15 protein-coding genes and 1 pseudogene are annotated in these 15,580 nt (G+C 70.7%); 8 read left to right on the top strand and 8 right to left on the bottom strand.

Annotation, left to right across the window (positions count from 1 at the left end; genetic code table 11):
* From OG898_RS35980 to OG898_RS36005, 6 genes are all read right to left on the bottom strand, one after another.
* Positions 1 to 498, bottom strand: a complete 498-nt coding sequence (locus tag OG898_RS35980; protein ID WP_250744322.1) for a flavin reductase family protein — start codon at positions 496 to 498, stop codon at positions 1 to 3.
* Between the two features lie 80 nt (positions 499 to 578).
* Positions 579 to 2,117, bottom strand: a complete 1,539-nt coding sequence (locus OG898_RS35985) for a 4-hydroxyphenylacetate 3-hydroxylase family protein (RefSeq protein WP_266962983.1) — start codon at positions 2,115 to 2,117, stop codon at positions 579 to 581.
* Positions 2,118 to 2,460: 343 nt separating this feature from the next.
* Entirely contained in the window at positions 2,461 to 2,739 is a 279-nt protein-coding gene (locus tag OG898_RS35990) for a LysR family transcriptional regulator (RefSeq protein ID WP_250744324.1), read from the bottom strand.
* A gap of 195 nt (positions 2,740 to 2,934) precedes the next feature.
* The gene (locus tag OG898_RS35995; RefSeq protein ID WP_250744325.1) at positions 2,935 to 3,318 is read right to left on the bottom strand and encodes a hypothetical protein; all 384 of its coding nucleotides are present in this window, start codon (positions 3,316 to 3,318) and stop codon (positions 2,935 to 2,937) included.
* Entirely contained in the window at positions 3,315 to 4,928 is a 1,614-nt protein-coding gene (locus tag OG898_RS36000) for a class I adenylate-forming enzyme family protein (RefSeq protein WP_266962986.1), read from the bottom strand. The genes OG898_RS35995 and OG898_RS36000 overlap by 4 nt, the downstream gene beginning before the upstream one ends.
* A 222-nt stretch (positions 4,929 to 5,150) precedes the next feature.
* Positions 5,151 to 5,846 carry a ScbR family autoregulator-binding transcription factor gene (locus OG898_RS36005; protein WP_250744327.1) on the bottom strand — a complete coding sequence of 232 codons (696 nt, stop codon included), beginning with the start codon at positions 5,844 to 5,846 and terminating at the stop codon, positions 5,151 to 5,153.
* Between the two features lie 166 nt (positions 5,847 to 6,012).
* Between OG898_RS36005 and OG898_RS36010 the strand changes: the two genes are divergently transcribed.
* The 4 genes from OG898_RS36010 to OG898_RS36025 all read left to right on the top strand — a co-directional run bounded on the left by OG898_RS36010 (position 6,013) and on the right by OG898_RS36025 (position 10,314).
* On the top strand, positions 6,013 to 6,957 hold the full coding sequence (locus tag OG898_RS36010) for a ScbA/BarX family gamma-butyrolactone biosynthesis protein (protein WP_250744328.1): 945 nt from the start codon (positions 6,013 to 6,015) through the stop codon (positions 6,955 to 6,957).
* 150 nt (positions 6,958 to 7,107) lie between these two features.
* On the top strand, positions 7,108 to 8,370 hold the full coding sequence (locus OG898_RS36015; protein ID WP_266962989.1) for a cytochrome P450: 1,263 nt from the start codon (positions 7,108 to 7,110) through the stop codon (positions 8,368 to 8,370).
* A gap of 80 nt (positions 8,371 to 8,450) precedes the next feature.
* Complete coding sequence (locus tag OG898_RS36020) at positions 8,451 to 9,215, top strand: SDR family NAD(P)-dependent oxidoreductase (protein ID WP_250744330.1); 765 nt, start codon at positions 8,451 to 8,453, stop codon at positions 9,213 to 9,215.
* 151 nt (positions 9,216 to 9,366) lie between these two features.
* A complete protein-coding gene (locus OG898_RS36025) occupies positions 9,367 to 10,314 on the top strand; it encodes an NAD(P)-dependent oxidoreductase (RefSeq protein WP_250744331.1) in 948 nt (315 codons plus the stop codon).
* A gap of 21 nt (positions 10,315 to 10,335) precedes the next feature.
* On the opposite strand, the gene OG898_RS36030 is transcribed toward OG898_RS36025, so the two are convergent.
* Complete coding sequence (locus tag OG898_RS36030) at positions 10,336 to 11,415, bottom strand: ABC transporter substrate-binding protein (protein WP_266962992.1); 1,080 nt, start codon at positions 11,413 to 11,415, stop codon at positions 10,336 to 10,338.
* A 385-nt stretch (positions 11,416 to 11,800) separates the two neighbouring features.
* Here OG898_RS36030 and OG898_RS36035 point away from each other — a divergent pair, with 385 nt between their 5' ends.
* From OG898_RS36035 to OG898_RS36050, 4 genes and pseudogenes are all read left to right on the top strand, one after another.
* A complete protein-coding gene (locus OG898_RS36035; RefSeq protein WP_266962994.1) occupies positions 11,801 to 12,919 on the top strand; it encodes an endonuclease/exonuclease/phosphatase family protein in 1,119 nt (372 codons plus the stop codon).
* A gap of 9 nt (positions 12,920 to 12,928) precedes the next feature.
* Positions 12,929 to 13,639, top strand: a pseudogene (locus OG898_RS36040) (alpha/beta fold hydrolase); the annotation flags it as partial.
* Between the two features lie 36 nt (positions 13,640 to 13,675).
* Entirely contained in the window at positions 13,676 to 14,107 is a 432-nt protein-coding gene (locus OG898_RS36045) for a GNAT family N-acetyltransferase (RefSeq protein WP_250744358.1), read from the top strand.
* A complete protein-coding gene (locus OG898_RS36050) occupies positions 14,104 to 14,469 on the top strand; it encodes a hypothetical protein (RefSeq protein ID WP_250744334.1) in 366 nt (121 codons plus the stop codon). Before OG898_RS36045 ends, OG898_RS36050 begins: the two co-directional genes overlap by 4 nt.
* On the opposite strand, the gene OG898_RS36055 is transcribed toward OG898_RS36050, so the two are convergent.
* A complete protein-coding gene (locus tag OG898_RS36055) occupies positions 14,466 to 15,359 on the bottom strand; it encodes a DMT family transporter (protein WP_250744335.1) in 894 nt (297 codons plus the stop codon). The two genes, OG898_RS36050 and OG898_RS36055, sit on opposite strands and share 4 nt — an antisense overlap.
* Between the last annotated feature and the right edge of the window lie 221 nt (positions 15,360 to 15,580).

Here is a 15,580-nt window from a genome sequence, read left to right on the forward strand (position 1 = left end):
TCACACCTGTTCCAGTTCGAATCTGTGGAATCCGCCCTGAAGGAAGATCAGGGGGGTCTGGGTCTCGCGGGCACCCATGGCGACGACTTCGCCGATGACCATGACGTGGTCGCCCGCCACCACGTGGTCGCGCAGGCTGCACTCCATCCAGGCAGCCGCCTCGAACAGGAGCGTCCCGGTGGCCTCGCCCGGAGCTCCGGGCACCTCGGTCAGCGCCTGGTCGCGCTCGGGCCGCCGGCGCGCGAACGCGCGGGCGGTGGACTCGCCCTCGGCGCCGAGGATCGAGATCCCGACGACGCCGGTCCGCAGCAGCTCGGCGAAGAACTCCGAGTCGTGACGGAAGCTCAGGGACACCAGCGGCGGTTCCAGGGAGACGGAGGTGAGCGAGTTGACGGTGATCGCGTTGTGGGTGCGGACGCCGTCCTGGTCGGTGTAGGTGCTGACGACGCACACCCCGGTGGCGAAGGAACGCATCACATCGCGCAGGTCGTGGTTCATGGCCGGGCCTCTCTGCTGGGCGCGGACGGGTGCGCGCGGCGCGTCGGCCGCAGGCACCCGTCCGTACGCGGGCTTGACGGTCAGTTGTCCTGGGCCCAGCGGCCGCGGGTCCAGCCGTCGAGGTCGTAGTCGTCCATGGCCCTCTGGACGAGGTCGCCGTAGTTGTCGAGCAGACCGGCGCCGCGCGACCAGTTCAGGGTGTCGAGGCGCACCTGGTCGGGACCGCCGGCGTAGTTGAGCTCGTACAGCTCGTGGCGGGCGCCGAACTCGGTGCCGATCGCGTCCCAGGCCAGCTTGAAGAGCTTGGTGCGCTCCTCGGCCGTGGCGCCGGTGCCGCGGTAGTAGCGGTCGAGCAGCGGGCGCAGCTCGGGGTTCTGCAGGTCCTTGGCGCTGGACGGGGTCATCAGCAGCGCGCCCGCGAGGTGCTCCTCGAAGAAGCGGTGCGTGCGCTCCCAGCTGAGCGGGGCGAGCGCCCGGTAGCCGGCCGAGTAGTCCATGCGCGGCAGGACGGTGCCGGCCGGGCCGGCCTCCGGGTCCAGGGCCATGGCGGTGGTGACGGCCCAGGTCTGGTGGCGCCAGGCCAGCAGTTCGCCGAGGCCGGCCTGCACGCCGCGGAACTGGTCCGTGCCGTTGATGCGGGTGCCCTTGTCGAGGACGCCCGCCATGAACTCGAGCTTGACCGCCATGCGGATCGCGCCCTGGAAGAAGCCGCGGGAGAGCAGGCCGGAGCGCGGGAAGTACTGGTGGATCTTCTCGGTGTCCCGGTAGATCAGAACGTTCTCCCACGGGATGAACGCCTTGTCGAAGACCAGCACGGCGTCGTTCTCGTCGAACCGGCTGGAGAGCGGGTTGTCGAACGGGCTGCGGGCCTGGCCCTCGTAGGACGTGCGGCAGACGACCTTCATGCCGGGGGTGTTCAGCGGGGCCAGGAAGGCCAGCGCCATGTCCTCGGCCTTGCCCTTTTCGAGGTTGGCCAGGTGGATCTGGCCGACGAAGGCGACGTTGCTCAGTGCCGAGGCGGTGGCCATGAGCTTGGCGCCCTCGACGACGATGCCGTCCTCGCGCTCCTCGACGACCTTGAGGTAGACGTCGCGGATCTCGTGCGCCGACTTGTTGCGGTCGACCGGCGGGTTGACGATCGCGTGGCTGATCGAGAGGCCCTGGCGGGCGTACTTCTCGTACCAGGCGCGGGCGTTGTCGCCGAAGGGCTCGTAGAAGTCGTGGGTGACGGCCAGGCCGGCCATGAACGACGCCTTGTAGTCGGGCGTGCGGTTCATGAAGCCGTAGCTCAGGCGGGCCCAGTGCTCGATGGCGTCACGGGCCTTGATGAGGTCCTCGCCCGAGTGCGCCGGTGTGAAGAAGCGGTGGACGCGGTACCCCGTGTACCGGTCGACCGTCGTCATCAGGTCCTTGGTGTCCGGGTGGTGGAGCGCGTCGTAGAGGTGCGCGGTCGACCGCGCGGCCATGGCGAAGGCCGGGTGCGTCGTCACGTCCTTGACGAGCTCGCCGTCCACGAAGACCTGGCGACCGTCACGCAGGCTCTCCAGGTAGGAGTCGCCCGTCATGAGGTCGTTCGGAGCCTCGCCGGCCGACTGATCCACTATCGGGACCTGACCCATTTTGGTGTCCTCTCCAGGGGTAATACACGCGACCGCTGCCGGGCGCACAGTTCGATTGCCCCGAGCGTAGGCTCGGCCGCCGATCTGCTCTTGCTGGGCTGCGCACGGACAATTGCCCATCTACGCCAACCCTGGCGCCAACACCTTCGAGGCGGTACGTCAACAACCGCATGGAGAAACCTTGTTGACTTCGCAGAGAAGGGTCGATCCGCGCTTCTCAATATTGCGGAACCATGAATTCCGAATGCCCGGAAATACCTTCGGCCCGGCGTTGATCCAAGTAATTCGGATACGACGGCCGGGCCGAATGAAAAAGAACTGAACAAAGATGTCCGGCGGCTGGTCAGGCGGCGGGACGGGTTTGACCGGCGGACGCCGCGTCTCTGCAGGCGGCCTCGGCTATCAGAATGATCTTCTCTACGTGCGGCAGCAGCCTCATGCCCGCCTCGGTGAGCTGGACCCGGCCGCCGGCGCGATGGAACAGCTCGGCCCCGATGTAGTCCTCGAGGTTCTTGATGTGGGCGGTGACGCTGGGCTGCGAGTAGTGGAGGTTGCGGGCGGCGCGAGTGAAGCTCATCTCGGCGGCCACTTCACGGAACGAGCGTAACTGCTGGAACTGCACGGCAGGGGCTCCCTTCTGCGAGGCTCAGAGCCTCGGAGACTGGAAACATACCACGGTGCAGGTATAACTGCAGTACGGGGATGCGCGTTTTACCTCCCACACGACTGCGGACATACCTGTGGCCATGCCCGCAGGGAGGGCATGGCCACAGGTCAGCCGCTGCTTCGTGGTTGACAGCGGGTTGGGCGGAGTGGACTAGTCGGACATCTCCATCGGCGAGAGGAGGTCCCTGGCGATCTGCGGGAGCAGACGGTCGATCAGGACCCCCGTGCGCGCGGATCCGTCGGCGGCGCGGGGGATCGCGTCCACGGCCACCGCGTGCGAGAGCACCCACGGCATGCGCCGCTCGCAGGCGGCCAGCGCGGCCTGGCGTCCGCCGGCCTCCTGGTCCTCCTCGACGAGCGGTACGAAGGCCACCACCAGCGTCTCGCCCACCTCGGGCAGCCGGGTGCGCATCACCGCGATGTCCTGGACGCAGGGCAGGTCGAGGAGTTCGAGCTCGAGCGCGAAGAAGGCCGTCTCGAAGTCCTCCACCAGTACCTCGTCGTACGGCTGGTCGTCGAAGGAGGGCAGGTTCACGCGGACATCTCCTGTTGCATCGACTGCTCAAGCTGCAGGTTCAGAGTGATGATGGGCAGGACCGCGTCGAGGAGGTCCCCGGTGCGGATGCGGCCCGTCGGGCTGTACGGGATGGTGTCGACGGCGATGACGTGCGCGGGCAGCGAGGGCACCCGGCGCGCGCAGGCCGCGCTGAGCGCCTGGTAGCCGGTGGCCTCGCGGCCGACCGCCACGGCGATGAAGGGGACCACGATCGCGTCGCCCAGCACCGGGCTGCTGACCCGCATGACGGCGGTGTCGCGCAGGCAGGGCAGGTTGAGCAGGTCCGACTCCAGCCGGAACAGCTCGGTGTCGACCGCGGAATCGCGGACCACCACGGGCACGTCGGTGACCCGCCCCGTGACCAGCAGCCGGCCGGTCTCGTCCACGTGCCCGGACTCGTCGGTGACGAGGAAGCGCTCCGCGCCCCAGCCGAGGTCCAGCTCGACGACCTGGGTCTCACCGTCCAGGTAACCGTCCATGACCTGGTGGCCCGCGAAGGCGAGGCGGCCGCTCTCGCCCTGCCCCACCGGCTGCCCGTCCTCGCCGAGGACGGCGACGGTGGTGCCGAGCGTGGTGTGACCCGAGCGCGGCGGCGAGACCAGCAGTTCCTCGGGGCCCATGACGGCAGTCAGCCCGGTCTCGGCGCTGCCGAGCGCGGTGTGCAGCACCGGGCCGAGCCGCTCCCAGGCCGTGTTGACGGTCCATCGGCCCAGGTGGGCGCCGGGGGTGAGGAGGAACCGCAGGTGGCGGGTGCGCGGCGAGGGCTCGGAGCCCTCCGGCAGTCCGAGCACCCGGTGCAGGGTGGAGGGGGTGATCACACCGGTGCTGACGCGCTCGGCGACGAGCAGGGAGGCCAGGGTCTCGGGGCCGGCTCCGTCCGCGAGGACGACGGTGGCGCCGATGCCGAGCATGGTGCGGGCCAGCGCGAGTGCCGTGGGCTCGGTCGGCGGGGCGGAGGCCAGGTGGACGTCGTCCCGGTTGAGCCCGAACTCGTCGACGAGGTCCACCAGGTGGCGGCCCTCGGAGGGGGTGCGGCGCACGGCGATCCGGGAGGGCCCCTCACTGCGCGCACTGACCGCGAAGGACTCGTACGGCCGGGGCGCCGGCAGGGTGCGCAGGGGTTCGGCCGAGGTCAGCAGGTCGAAGTTGAGCGCCTGGTGCTTGCCGGGGGCGGCCGGGGCGCCGGGGGCCGTGATCCCGTCCAGGAGGACGTGCACGGCCTGCGGTCCGCTGGGCCATACGAGCTGGTCGAGGGTGGCGCGGTGCTCCGAGGTCACGAAGACCACGGACGGCTCCAGCCAGGAGAGCACCTGACCGAGATCGTCCGTACCGCTCTGCGGGTCGAGTCCGGTGCAGGAGACGCCGAGGGTGGCGCAGGCGCTCATCGCGACGGTGAGCTGCCAGCTGTTCCCGGCGAGGAAGACCGCCCGGACCGCGCCCTCTTGGGGCAGGTGCTCGGTGAGTCCGGCCGCCGTCCGCTCCACGGTCTCGGCGTATTGGCCCCAGGTCAGCCGCACCTGGCCGTCGACCAAGGCATCCCGCGTCACGCCGCCCGCCGCGTGCCGGCGGATGTCATCGAGCTTGATCATGTGGGTTCTCCGTGGTCGGTCAAGAGCCTCGTATGTGGCTCGGGGCCGCGCCCATGGAAACAAACCTGCATGAAGGTAGGCAACCGTCATCGGAAGATCTGATGTCGCCGCCCGGTGCACCGGATCCGGCTACGGAAAACCCTCCGCCGGGCGTCGAGGACGCCCGGCGGAGGGAAACGGTGAAAACAGGCCGGTCCGCGGACGTACCGGCCGCAGGGGGTACTAGGCCTGGAGCTCGGCCGATGCGACGAGTTCGGCCTCGGCCCGCGCCCGCAGGTGCTTCTCCAGGTCGGCGGCGACCCGCTCGGCGCGGCCGGGGGCCATGTCGAGTTCGGCCAGCACCGTCGGCAGGGCGATGATCGGCATGATGTGCCTGAGCAGCACGGATACCCGTACTTCCAGGTCCTCCCAGTCGGCCATCACTTCCGAGAGCACCTGCACTCCGGTGAAGGCGCCGACGAACAGGTTGGCGACCGCGTCCAGGTCCACGTGCGCGTGGAGTTCGCCGCACTCCCGGGCCTGCCCCAGGGCGAACCGGTTGTGGTCGATCCAGTCCTGGTAGGGCCGCAGGCGGTGCTCGTGGTGACTTCCGCGCTCCAGGGAGAGCCTCAGGCTGCCCTGGACGATCGGGTCACTGCGGATCTGAACGGCGAAGAGCATGCCCTTGTCGATCAGCTCCTGGAGGCGGGTGCTCCGCGGTACGAGCGGGAAGCCGACCGTGTCGATCTGGCTGGCCAGAACGGCCTGGGCCAGCTCTTCCTTGCCCTTGAAGTAGTAGTAGAAGGCACCCTTGGTCAGCCCGAGCCGCTGGTACACGTCCGCGATCGTGGCCCCGTTGAAGCCCTTCTCCGCAAACACGGCGCCGGCTGCCTCGACGATGAGTTGCCGGGTGCGCCGAGAAGTCTCCCTCTGAGACACCCTCGCTCCTTCCACGCTGCTGGCGGCCAATGATGCACCTCCTCGGAGGTATGAGCATGTCACCGAAAACAGCCGTTGCAAATTATACCAGGCAGCACGTATCTTGCGGCGAACCGAGACCTACCACGAGTGGCTCGAATCTGCCTCGAAGTGCGGAGGGGAATTCATGTTAATCACGTCGTATGTGAGCGAAAACGCCCAAAGACCATCGGTCGGGGTCTCAGATGCAAGGCCTCCGGCCGTACCCAACTGGCTTGTGCACCGTCCCGACACTTCCGAGGTCTTTCTGTCGACCTGGGAAAGGACCGCTCCCGACCGATTCAACGTGACCGTCCGTTGGCCTGAAAACCACCCGTTCCATACCGCCCTCCACGGTTTCCGTTCCCCCGCCGTCATCGCGGAGGCCATCCGCCAGACGGGCATCCTGCTCTCGCACGCCGAATACGGGGTCCCCCTCGGCCACCAGTTCCTGATGTCCGACATCCGCTACCGGATCGATCCCGAACTCCTCGCGGCGGACAGCGGCGCCCCCGTCCACATCGACGTCACCTGCACGAACATCAACCGCCGCGGCACCCGCTTCTCCGGCATGGTGTGCCACATGGACGTGGTCCAGGGCGGCCGGGTCATCGCGACCGGCGGCGGCAGCCTGACCTGCACCTCTCCCGGCGCCTACCGCCGGATGCGCGGTGAGTACGCGGACGCCCGGCCGCTCCTGCCCGTGCCGGACCCGGTGCAGCCCTCCCTCGTCCTGCGGACCGATCCGAGCCACGTCCTGCTGGCCCCCACCATGGATCCCCGCTGCTGGACGCTGCGCCCGCACACCACGAACACGACGCTGTTCGCGCACAAGAACGACCACGTACCCGGCATGGTCCTCCTCGAGGCCACCCACCAGGCCGCCTACGCCGTCGCGGGCGCCACCCGGCTGTACCCCACCTCGCTGCGCCTGACCTTCGACCGGTACGTGGAGTTCCACTCCCCCTGTCTGGTCCAGGCGCAGCCGGTGACGCGGAGCCGGGACAACATCCTCTCCCTGAACGTGACCGGCCATCAGAGCGGCCAGCGGGTCTTCCACGCCCACCTGGAAGCAATTCCCGTTTCCGCCTGATCTCCTCCCTTTCCAGCGAAATGGGCGGCGGCCCCCTGCGATCCGCTGGCCGAGACAGCCCTGCATGAAGTGGCGGGAAGGCCTTCGACGTGCCAGCCTGTGACGTCATCCGACTCACCGTCACCAAGCAGTTGTAGGAGGGATACTCCTGTGAGCAGGCAGTGCCCGTTCGTCATCGATCCGCTCGGTCAGGACATTCACGGAGAAATCAAGGAGATACGCTCCCTTGGTCGGGCCGCGCGGATCGTGCTCCCCGGTGGAGTGGAGGCGTGGTCCATCACGGACTACGCACTCGTGAAGCGCCTGCTCACCGATCCCCGGGTGTCGAAGGACGCCTACCGGCACTGGCCGGCGTGGATCGACGGAGAAGTCGACCAGGAGTGGCCGCTGGCCATCTGGGTCTCGGTGCAGAACATGGTCACCGCCTACGGCGACGAGCACACGCGCCTGCGCAAGCCGGTGGCGGGGGAGTTCACCATGCGCCGGGTGGCCGCCCTGCGGCCCCGGGTCGAGGAGATCGCCGCCGGTCTGCTGGACCGCCTGGAGCAGGCCCCGGCGGGACAACCCCTGGACCTCCGCAAGGAATTCGCCCACGTACTGCCGCACGCCGTGGTCTGCGAGCTCTTCGGAATTCCGCATTCCGCACGCGATCCGCTGCAGAAGATCATCGACAGCTTCTTCGCCACCTCGATCACCCCCGAGGACGCGATGGCGAATGGCATAGCCATGTACGAGATCCTGAACGAAGTCGTGGCGCACAAGAGGAAATTTCCTGCCGACGACCTGACATCGGGCCTCGTCGCCGCGCGCGACTCGGGCGCCGCGGATATGAGCGAGAAGGAACTCCTCGACAATCTCATCCTCCTCTTCACCGCCGGCTACGAGACGACGGTGAACCTCATAGACAACGCGGTCGTCTCCCTCCTCACGCACCCCGGCCAGCTCGCGCTCGTACGGGACGGCAAGGCCTCGTGGGAGGACGTCATCGACGAGTCCCTGCGCGTGGACCCGCCCGGCGCGCACAGCATCCTGCGCTACGCCGTCGAGACGATCGAGATCGACGACGACGTGCGGATCCCGCAGGGCGACGCGATCGTCATCTGCTTCGCCGGCGCGGGCCGCGACCCCCTCCACCACGGAGCCGGGGCGGACCTCTTCGACATCACCCGCGACACCCGCGCCGATCACGTGTCGTTCGGGTACGGGGCCCACCACTGCCTCGGCGTGAACCTGGCCCGCATGGAGGTCGCCATCGCGCTGTCGGCGCTCTTCGAGCGGTTCCCCGACATCGCCCTGGCCGTGCCGGCCGATGAACTCCGGCCGAAGTTCTCGTTCGTTTCGAACGGCCACCGCACGGTTCCCGTGATGCTGGGCCCGTCCAGCGCCCGCAGCGGGTCTATTTCCAGCCAATAGTGCCGGGGCGGCCCTTCCCCGAAGAACCCGCCGGACTGCGGCGGACGAAAGACATTCAGATGGAAGACGGAAGACTCGCCATGACGCAAAAGACCGGCCTCCTCGTGGGCAGGCGCGCCCTGATCACCGGCGCCAGCAGCGGCATCGGGGCGGCCGCCGCCCGGGTGTTCTGCGAGAACGGCGCCTCGGTGCTCCTCACCGCCCGGCGCGAGGAGGAACTGGCCGCGCTCACCCGCGAGCTGACGGACCGGGGTTTCACCGCCGCCTACGCGGTCGCCGACGTGGCCCGCGCCGAAGAGGTCGAGGCTGCGGTGGACAGGGCGGTGGAGCTCTTCGGGGGCCTGGACGCCGCCTTCAACAACGCGGGGCTGGGCACCGTGCCCGCACCGCTGCACCTCACCGAGGACGCGGACTTCGAGGCCGTCATGGCCACCAATGTCCGTGGCACGTGGAACTGCATGAAGTACGAGATCGCCGCGATGCTGCCGGGTGGCGGGGCGATCGTGAACAACAGCAGCGTCGCGGGCCTGGTCGGCACTCCGGCGGCCGCCGCGTACATCGCGGCGAAGCACGCCGTCATCGGCCTGACGAAGGCCGCCGCCGAGTACGCCGCCCAGGGCGTCCGGGTCAACGCCATCGCTCCCGGCACCACGCGCAGCGAGATGATGGCCCAGTGGTTCGACCTGAACCCCGGCATCGAGGAGCAGCTGCACACCAGGGCCCCGCTGCCGCGTACGGCGGACCCGCGCGAGATCGCGCACGCGGCCGCATGGCTGCTGAGCGACCAGGCGTCCTTCGTCGTCGGCGCGACCGTCCCGGTGGACGGCGGCTGGACCGCCCGCTGACCGCTCGGCCCGACGACGTCGGCCCGCGCAACCGGGACGCGGCGGAACGCGGCGGAACACGACGGAACCCCGGGGCGAAGAAGAGAAGAAGAGCTGTACGGGCCCGTCGGAGCCCCCGTCCGGACCGGGCCCGCGCCGATAAAATCGCCCCATGCAGATATCGGAAAGACCCCGGGTGATCGTCCTGACGGGAGCCACCGGTTTCATCGGCTCGGCCGCACTGGACGCCCTGGCCCGCCGTCCCGGCGTCCTGGTGCGGGCCCTCGCCCGCACCCCCGGTGCGGAGCGCGAAGGCGTGGAGTGGGTCCGTGCGGACCTCGGCGATCCCGGCTCCCTGCGCGGGGTCTGCGAGGGCGCGGCCGCGCTGGTGAACCTGGCCTCCTACATCGGGCGGGACGAGGAGCGCTGCCACACGGTCAACGTCCTGGGCGGCGCGGCCCTCCTCGCGGAGGCCGTGCGGGCGGGGGTGCGCCGGATCGTCCACCTGTCCACGGCCGCGGTCTACGGGAACCTCCCGCACCGCGGGATCGAGGTCGACGAGGTGGCCCCGGATCCGGTGTCCGCCGCGAGCCGCACCCGGCTGGCGTCGGAGGCCCCGGTGCTGGCCGCCGGCGGCACCGTCCTGCGGCCGGGCCTGGTGCTGGGCGCGGGTGACCGCTGGGTGGTCCCGGCCCTGGCCGAGCTGATCGACCGGGTCCCGGCCAGCTGGGACGGCGGCCGCGCGCTGCTGTCCGTGATCGACGTCGGCGAGCTGGCCCGCCTGATCGACACCCTGGCCACGGCCCCGGGCCCCGTCGCGGGCGGGATCCACCACGCGAGCCACCCCGCCGCGGTGACCAGCGCCGGCCTCGTGTCGGCCCTGGCCGCCGAGGGGATCCTGCCGGAGGTGCGGGAGGAGTGGTCGTGGAACCGCTGCCTGGAACAGCTCCGCGTGCGCCCGGGCCGGGTGACGGAGCGGCAGTTCTCCCTGCTGGCCCGCGACTACCACCAGCGCGCCGACTCCATCTGGCGGCTGACCGGCCTGCGCCCCACCCCTACTCCCCTCTCCCTGATCCCCGCGGCCGCCCCCTGGTACCGCGCCCACCTGGCCCGCGCCTGAGAACTCCGCCGGCCGCCCGGATCAGCGAGCGTCCCCGCCCTCTCCGTGGAGGATCCGAAAGCGACCGGTACGGTCCGCCGGATCCCGGTCGACCACACGCACGGGTGCCCAGGCCCACTGCCAGACGCCGATCCCCGGTGTCCGGGAGAACCGGATCGGCCCACGGGTGCCCTCGACCTCCACCCGCGGCCACGCCCCGGCGACGGCCGCCCGGTTCGTACCGTACGAACGCAGCACCTCGGCGAGGACGGTGACGCTGTCCCAGCCCTCGAAGGCCACGAACGAGGGTTCCTCGCCGAGCTGCTCGCGGAGCTCCTTCCCCACCCGCTCGCCGAGCGGCCCGAGCCGCTCGGGCAGATAGCGCAGGAACGGGATCCCGGCGCCGTCCGCTCCCAGCGCCCCGGCCCATCCGGCGAACTCCGGTTGTCCGGCCGGAGCCCCGATCAGGACCTCCCCGAGCCGCCGGTCGCCCCGTACGGCCCTGACGATCACCGCCGCCGGCTCCGGATACCCGACCAGCAGCAGGAGCGCACTGATCCCCTCCTCAACGAGCCTGTCGCACAGCTCCTCGGCACTGGCACCGGCCCCCTGCACATCGATCTCGATGACATCACCGCCGCGGGCGGCGAAGCACTCCCGCAGGATGGCGGTCCCGGAAGCCCAGTACACGCTCGGCTGGGTCGCCACGGCGATCCGGCCGTGCCCCGCCCCCAACAGGAACTCCGCGTACGCCCGCCAGCCACGGGACTGGGCCGGGGCCAGCCGCGCGACCCACTCGGTCGGCTCCTCGACGAGCGCGTCGAGCACCGCGGAGGAGCAGAGGAACGGCACGCCGAGCGCATCGGCCCGCGCGGCCGCCGCCCGGGCGACGACACTGTGGTACTCCCCCACCACGGCGGCCACACCCAGACCGGCGAGTTCCTCCACGGCCGCCGCGGCCCGCTCCGGATCGGCCGCGGTGTCCCGGACCAGGAGCTCCAGCGGCCGCCCACCGATCCCTCCCGCGTCATTGACCTCGCGCACGGCCAGCTCGAGCCCAGCGAGCAACTGCCGCCCCGCGTCGACCCACCCGGGCCGCGTCAACGGCACAAGCGCCCCCAACCCCACGACCGCCCTACCGCCCGACGACGCCAATCCCGAGGCATTCACAACACAACACTCCCCTGTCCAACACAACCAACCCCCACCCAACCACCCCACCCCAACACAACCGCTCACCCCACCCCCCACCGAGACCCAGCACAGAGCCCCCAAACCGCCGGGCCAGCGCCCCGAACGGGGCCCGGGGCAGCGCCCCGGTTTCGGGAAGGGGCGGGGTGGGGGAACGGCCCCACAGAGCTGCCCCGCACGACCCCGTCCCCACACGGACCCGGCCAGCCGACTCCCGCCCGCACACCCCACGGGAACCGGGCCCCCACCCCCGACGTCGTCGTACCAGCCACACGCCACACCCCGCACTCCCAACGGAACAGGCAGGAACGGCCCCATGACCCAGGCACCCGCGGGCCCGCCCCCCAGCCCACCCCCGGCCCCCACCGCCGACCCCCACCCCCTCCTCCCTCGCCCTCGCCCTCGCCCCCGACTCCTCCCCTGGCCCGCACCCAGCCGCACCGCGGCCCTCCCGGCGCTCCTCTCCGTACTCCTCGCCGCGCTCCTCGCCCGCCCCTCCCTCGTCCCCAACACCCCCGGCCACCCCGGCAGCTTGCTGGAAACCTTCCTCCCCTGGCTCGGCCTGGCCGTCCCCCTCCTCCTCGCCCTGGCCCTAAGACGCCGCTCCGCGGCCACCGCCCTGGCCCTCCTGCTCCCCACCGCCGCCTGGCTGGTCCAGTTCGGCGCCTTCCTCCCCCACGCCGCCACCCCCACACCCACCGCCCACTCAACCCACCCCCCTCACACTGCTCCTCCCACCCTCACCACCGTCCAGCACAACATCAGCGACGAGAACCAGAACCCCTCCCACACCGCCAAGGCCCTCGCCGCCCCGCACCCCACCCTCATCGCCGTCGAGGAACTCACCCCCACCGCCATCACGGCCTTCACCGCGACCCTCGGCGCCGACTATCCCCACCACGCCACCCACGGCACGGTCGGCCTCTGGTCGACGTACCCGCTCACCGACGTCCGCCCCGTCGACATCAAGCCGTCGGCCCTCGCCGGAGACCCGCACTGGAACCGCGCCCTGCGCGCCACCGCCGCCACCCCCGGTGGGCCAGTCGCCGTCTACGTCGTCCACCTCCCCTCCCTTCGCCTCGGCGCCTCCGGCTTCGGCTCCGCCCGCCGCGACGAGAGCGCCGTCCTCCTCTGCTCCGTCCTCGCCGCGGAACCCGCCGACCGCGTCGTCCTGCTCGGAGACCTCAACGGCACCGCCGACGACCGCGGCCTGGCCCCCATCCGCACCGCCCTGGCGGCAAAGGGAACACCCACCCCGGCCACCGCCAAAGCCACCGGCTTCGCCTTCACCTGGCCCGCGGCCTTCCCCCTGGCCCGGATCGACCAGATCCTGGCCCGCTCGGGCACCGTCACCGGCGTCCGCACGCTCCCCGCCACGTCCAGCGATCACCTGCCCCTCACGGCCGACATCCAGTTCGGTCAATGTTTCGATTAACGTACGGTCATGACTGAATTCGTACTGGTGGCAGGCGCCTGGCTGGGAGCAGCGGCATGGGACGAGGTGGCCGCCGAACTCCGCACCGCACTGCGCAGCACGGGCGGCGACCACGAGGTCCACGCCCTGACCCTGTCCGGCCTCGCGGACAAGCAGGGCATCCCAGCCGGCCAGCAGACGCACGTCACGGACATAGTCGACGCCATCGACGAGCTCGGTCTGCGCGATGTGGTCCTCGTGGGCCACAGCTACTCCGGCATCCCGGTCGGCCAGGCCGCAGAGCGGATCGGCGCCCGCCTGAACCGGGTGGTCTTCGTCGACGCCAACGTCCCCACTCCCCACGGATCCTTCGTCTCCGGCTGGCTCGACGGCCGCTCCGCCGTAGAGGCCTCGATCGCCGCGAACGACGGTTTCTGGCCTCCCCTGCAGGCCGCCGACTGCGAGGGCCAGGGCCTCACGGACGAGCAGACCGCCCGGCTCCTCGCCGGCGCGACCCCGCACCCGGGCGCCACGCTCACCGAACCGGCCGTACTGACCCACCCCCTCTCCGAGCTCCCCGCGACCTACGTCAAATGCCTGCTGGACGGCGCCGAACCCCATCCCGACGTGGCGAAGCTCCTGGCCACCGGCCCGGACTGGCAGTGGGTCACCCTGGACACGGGCCACTGGCCGATGTTCTCCGCCCCGTCCGCCCTGGCCCGCATCCTCCTCGACGCCGCCGCGCAGGACACCCCGCCGCCGCCTTCCGGTCTTCACATCCAGGCGGTGGACGCCACCTCCGAAGCCGCCCTGAGCGACTGGCAGCACGTCCACAACACGGTCATCCCGACGGCCCTCCTCTCCCTGGAAGACGTACGGGAGCGCTCCGCACGCCACGTCCTGCACATCGCGCACCTCGGCGACGCCCTCGTCGGATGCACGACGCTGCGGGTCCCCGCCGCCGGCTCCACGACCGCCACGGTGATCACACGCGTCCTGCCCGCGTACCGGGGACGGGGTTTCGGCCGCGAGCTGTACTCCTACGCACTCGCCCAGGCACGGTCCCTCGGCGCCGAGGTGATCGAAACCGTGGTCCTCGCGTCCAACCCGGAGGGCCTGAGCTTTGCTCATCGGGCGGGCTTCATCGAGTTCGACCGCTACGTCCTGCCCGGCGACACCGTGCCCTTCGTGGACCTGCGCCTCGCGTGAGCGTCCCCTGGGTCCGTCTCGAACTCACGGTCCGCACCTTCGACTCCGCACGGTTCACCCCGTACGTCGACCGGTGCCGTGCGGAGGGCTTCAGCTTCACGACCCTCGCCCGGCTCGGCGACGCAGAGGACGCGCGCCGCAGGCTCTACGAGCTGAACAAGGAGTGCTCGGCCGACATCCCCGAGCGGGGCGCCCGGGGCCGGGGCATCTCCCTCGCCATGAAGACCCTCGGCATCGCCTTCGCCGACCACCACGCGGCCCCGGTCATCCGCACGATGCACCACCCCGCGAACACCTCGGCCATCGCCATGAACCGCACCCTCGGCTACGTGGACGCGGACTGGCACCGGGAGACGCCCTAGGCCGGACTCCGCCGCTTCCGGGAGACCGCGACCCCGGCCAGGCAGACCGCACCGCCGAGCAGGGTCAGCGCGGCCGGGACCTCGTCGAGGGCGATCCACGCGATGAGCACCACGACGGCGGGCACCGCGTAGGTGGTCGCGCCCATCTTCCCCGCGGTGGTCCGCGACAGCGCGTACGTCCAGGTGGTGAAGGCGAGCGCGGTCGGGAAGAGCCCCAGGTAGAGCATGTTGAGGACGGCGGCGAGCGGAGCTCCGGGAAGCTGGTCGACGAGCTGCCCGACGAAGGGCAGGGTGACGGCCGTACCGACGAAGCAGCCGTACGTGGTCACCTGGATCGGGCTCGCGTACGCCAGCGCCGGCTTCTGCGCGACCACCCCGGCCCCGTACGTGAGCGCGGCGACCAGGCAGAGCAGGACCCCTCCCAGCGAGGCGGACCCGCCGTTCGAGGTGGACAGTCCGACCAGCACCGCTCCGGCGAAGGAGACCGCCATGCCCGCCAACAGCAGGGGCGGGAAGCCCTCCTTCAGCAGCCAGCCGCTGAGCAGCGCGATCACGATCGGGCCGATGTTGACGATCATGGCCGCGGTACCGGCGTCCACGAGCTGCTCGCCCCAGTTCAGCGTCACCATGTAGAGCCCGAACCAGAGCACACCCGAGACCAGGATCCCGGGCCACGCCTGCCTCGGCGGCGGCGGCACCCGCTTGACGACCAGGACCAGCCCGAGCGCGACCGAGGCGGTCAGCAAGCGTCCGAACGCGAGCGCTCCGGGCCCGAAGTGCGCGGCCGCCGAGCGGATCGAAACGAACGCGGAAGCCCACAGCACCACGGTCACTCCGGCGGCTATCAGAGCCCGCCGATCGGTCCTGACCTGATCAGACGTCTTGTCCATGCGAGCAAGCTACCTGCCCCGCCCGAAAGGCCCGTTGCCCTTTTCCCGAGCGCCTACGCTCCGGCCGGAGCCAGCAGGCTGCGCAGCCGCTCCGCATAGCCCCGGGGGTGCGTGGTGTTGCCGTTGTGGCCGCCCGGGAAGACCCGTATCTCCGTGTCCAGGAGGGCCGCCATCGACCTCTCGCGGCGCGACGCGGAGCCGGGACTGACCCCGCAACCCCT

Origin of the sequence: Streptomyces sp. NBC_00193, assembly GCF_026342735.1 — a bacterium.
Classification (GTDB): domain Bacteria; phylum Actinomycetota; class Actinomycetes; order Streptomycetales; family Streptomycetaceae; genus Streptomyces; species Streptomyces stoeckheimensis.

Excerpts from the sequence above, each read along its gene's own strand:
- OG898_RS35985 (WP_266962983.1), bottom strand. The coding sequence starts at position 2,117 with ATGGGTCAGGTCCCGATAGTGGATCAGTCGGCCGGCGAGGCTCCGAAC.
- OG898_RS35980 (WP_250744322.1), bottom strand. The coding sequence starts at position 498 with ATGAACCACGACCTGCGCGATGTGATGCGTTCCTTCGCCACCGGGGTG.
- OG898_RS36025 (WP_250744331.1), top strand. The coding sequence starts at position 9,367 with ATGCAGATATCGGAAAGACCCCGGGTGATCGTCCTGACGGGAGCCACC.
- OG898_RS36035 (WP_266962994.1), top strand. The coding sequence starts at position 11,801 with ATGACCCAGGCACCCGCGGGCCCGCCCCCCAGCCCACCCCCGGCCCCC.
- OG898_RS36000 (WP_266962986.1), bottom strand. The coding sequence starts at position 4,928 with ATGATCAAGCTCGATGACATCCGCCGGCACGCGGCGGGCGGCGTGACG.
- OG898_RS36020 (WP_250744330.1), top strand. The coding sequence starts at position 8,451 with ATGACGCAAAAGACCGGCCTCCTCGTGGGCAGGCGCGCCCTGATCACC.
- OG898_RS36055 (WP_250744335.1), bottom strand. The coding sequence starts at position 15,359 with ATGGACAAGACGTCTGATCAGGTCAGGACCGATCGGCGGGCTCTGATA.
- OG898_RS36010 (WP_250744328.1), top strand. The coding sequence starts at position 6,013 with ATGTTAATCACGTCGTATGTGAGCGAAAACGCCCAAAGACCATCGGTC.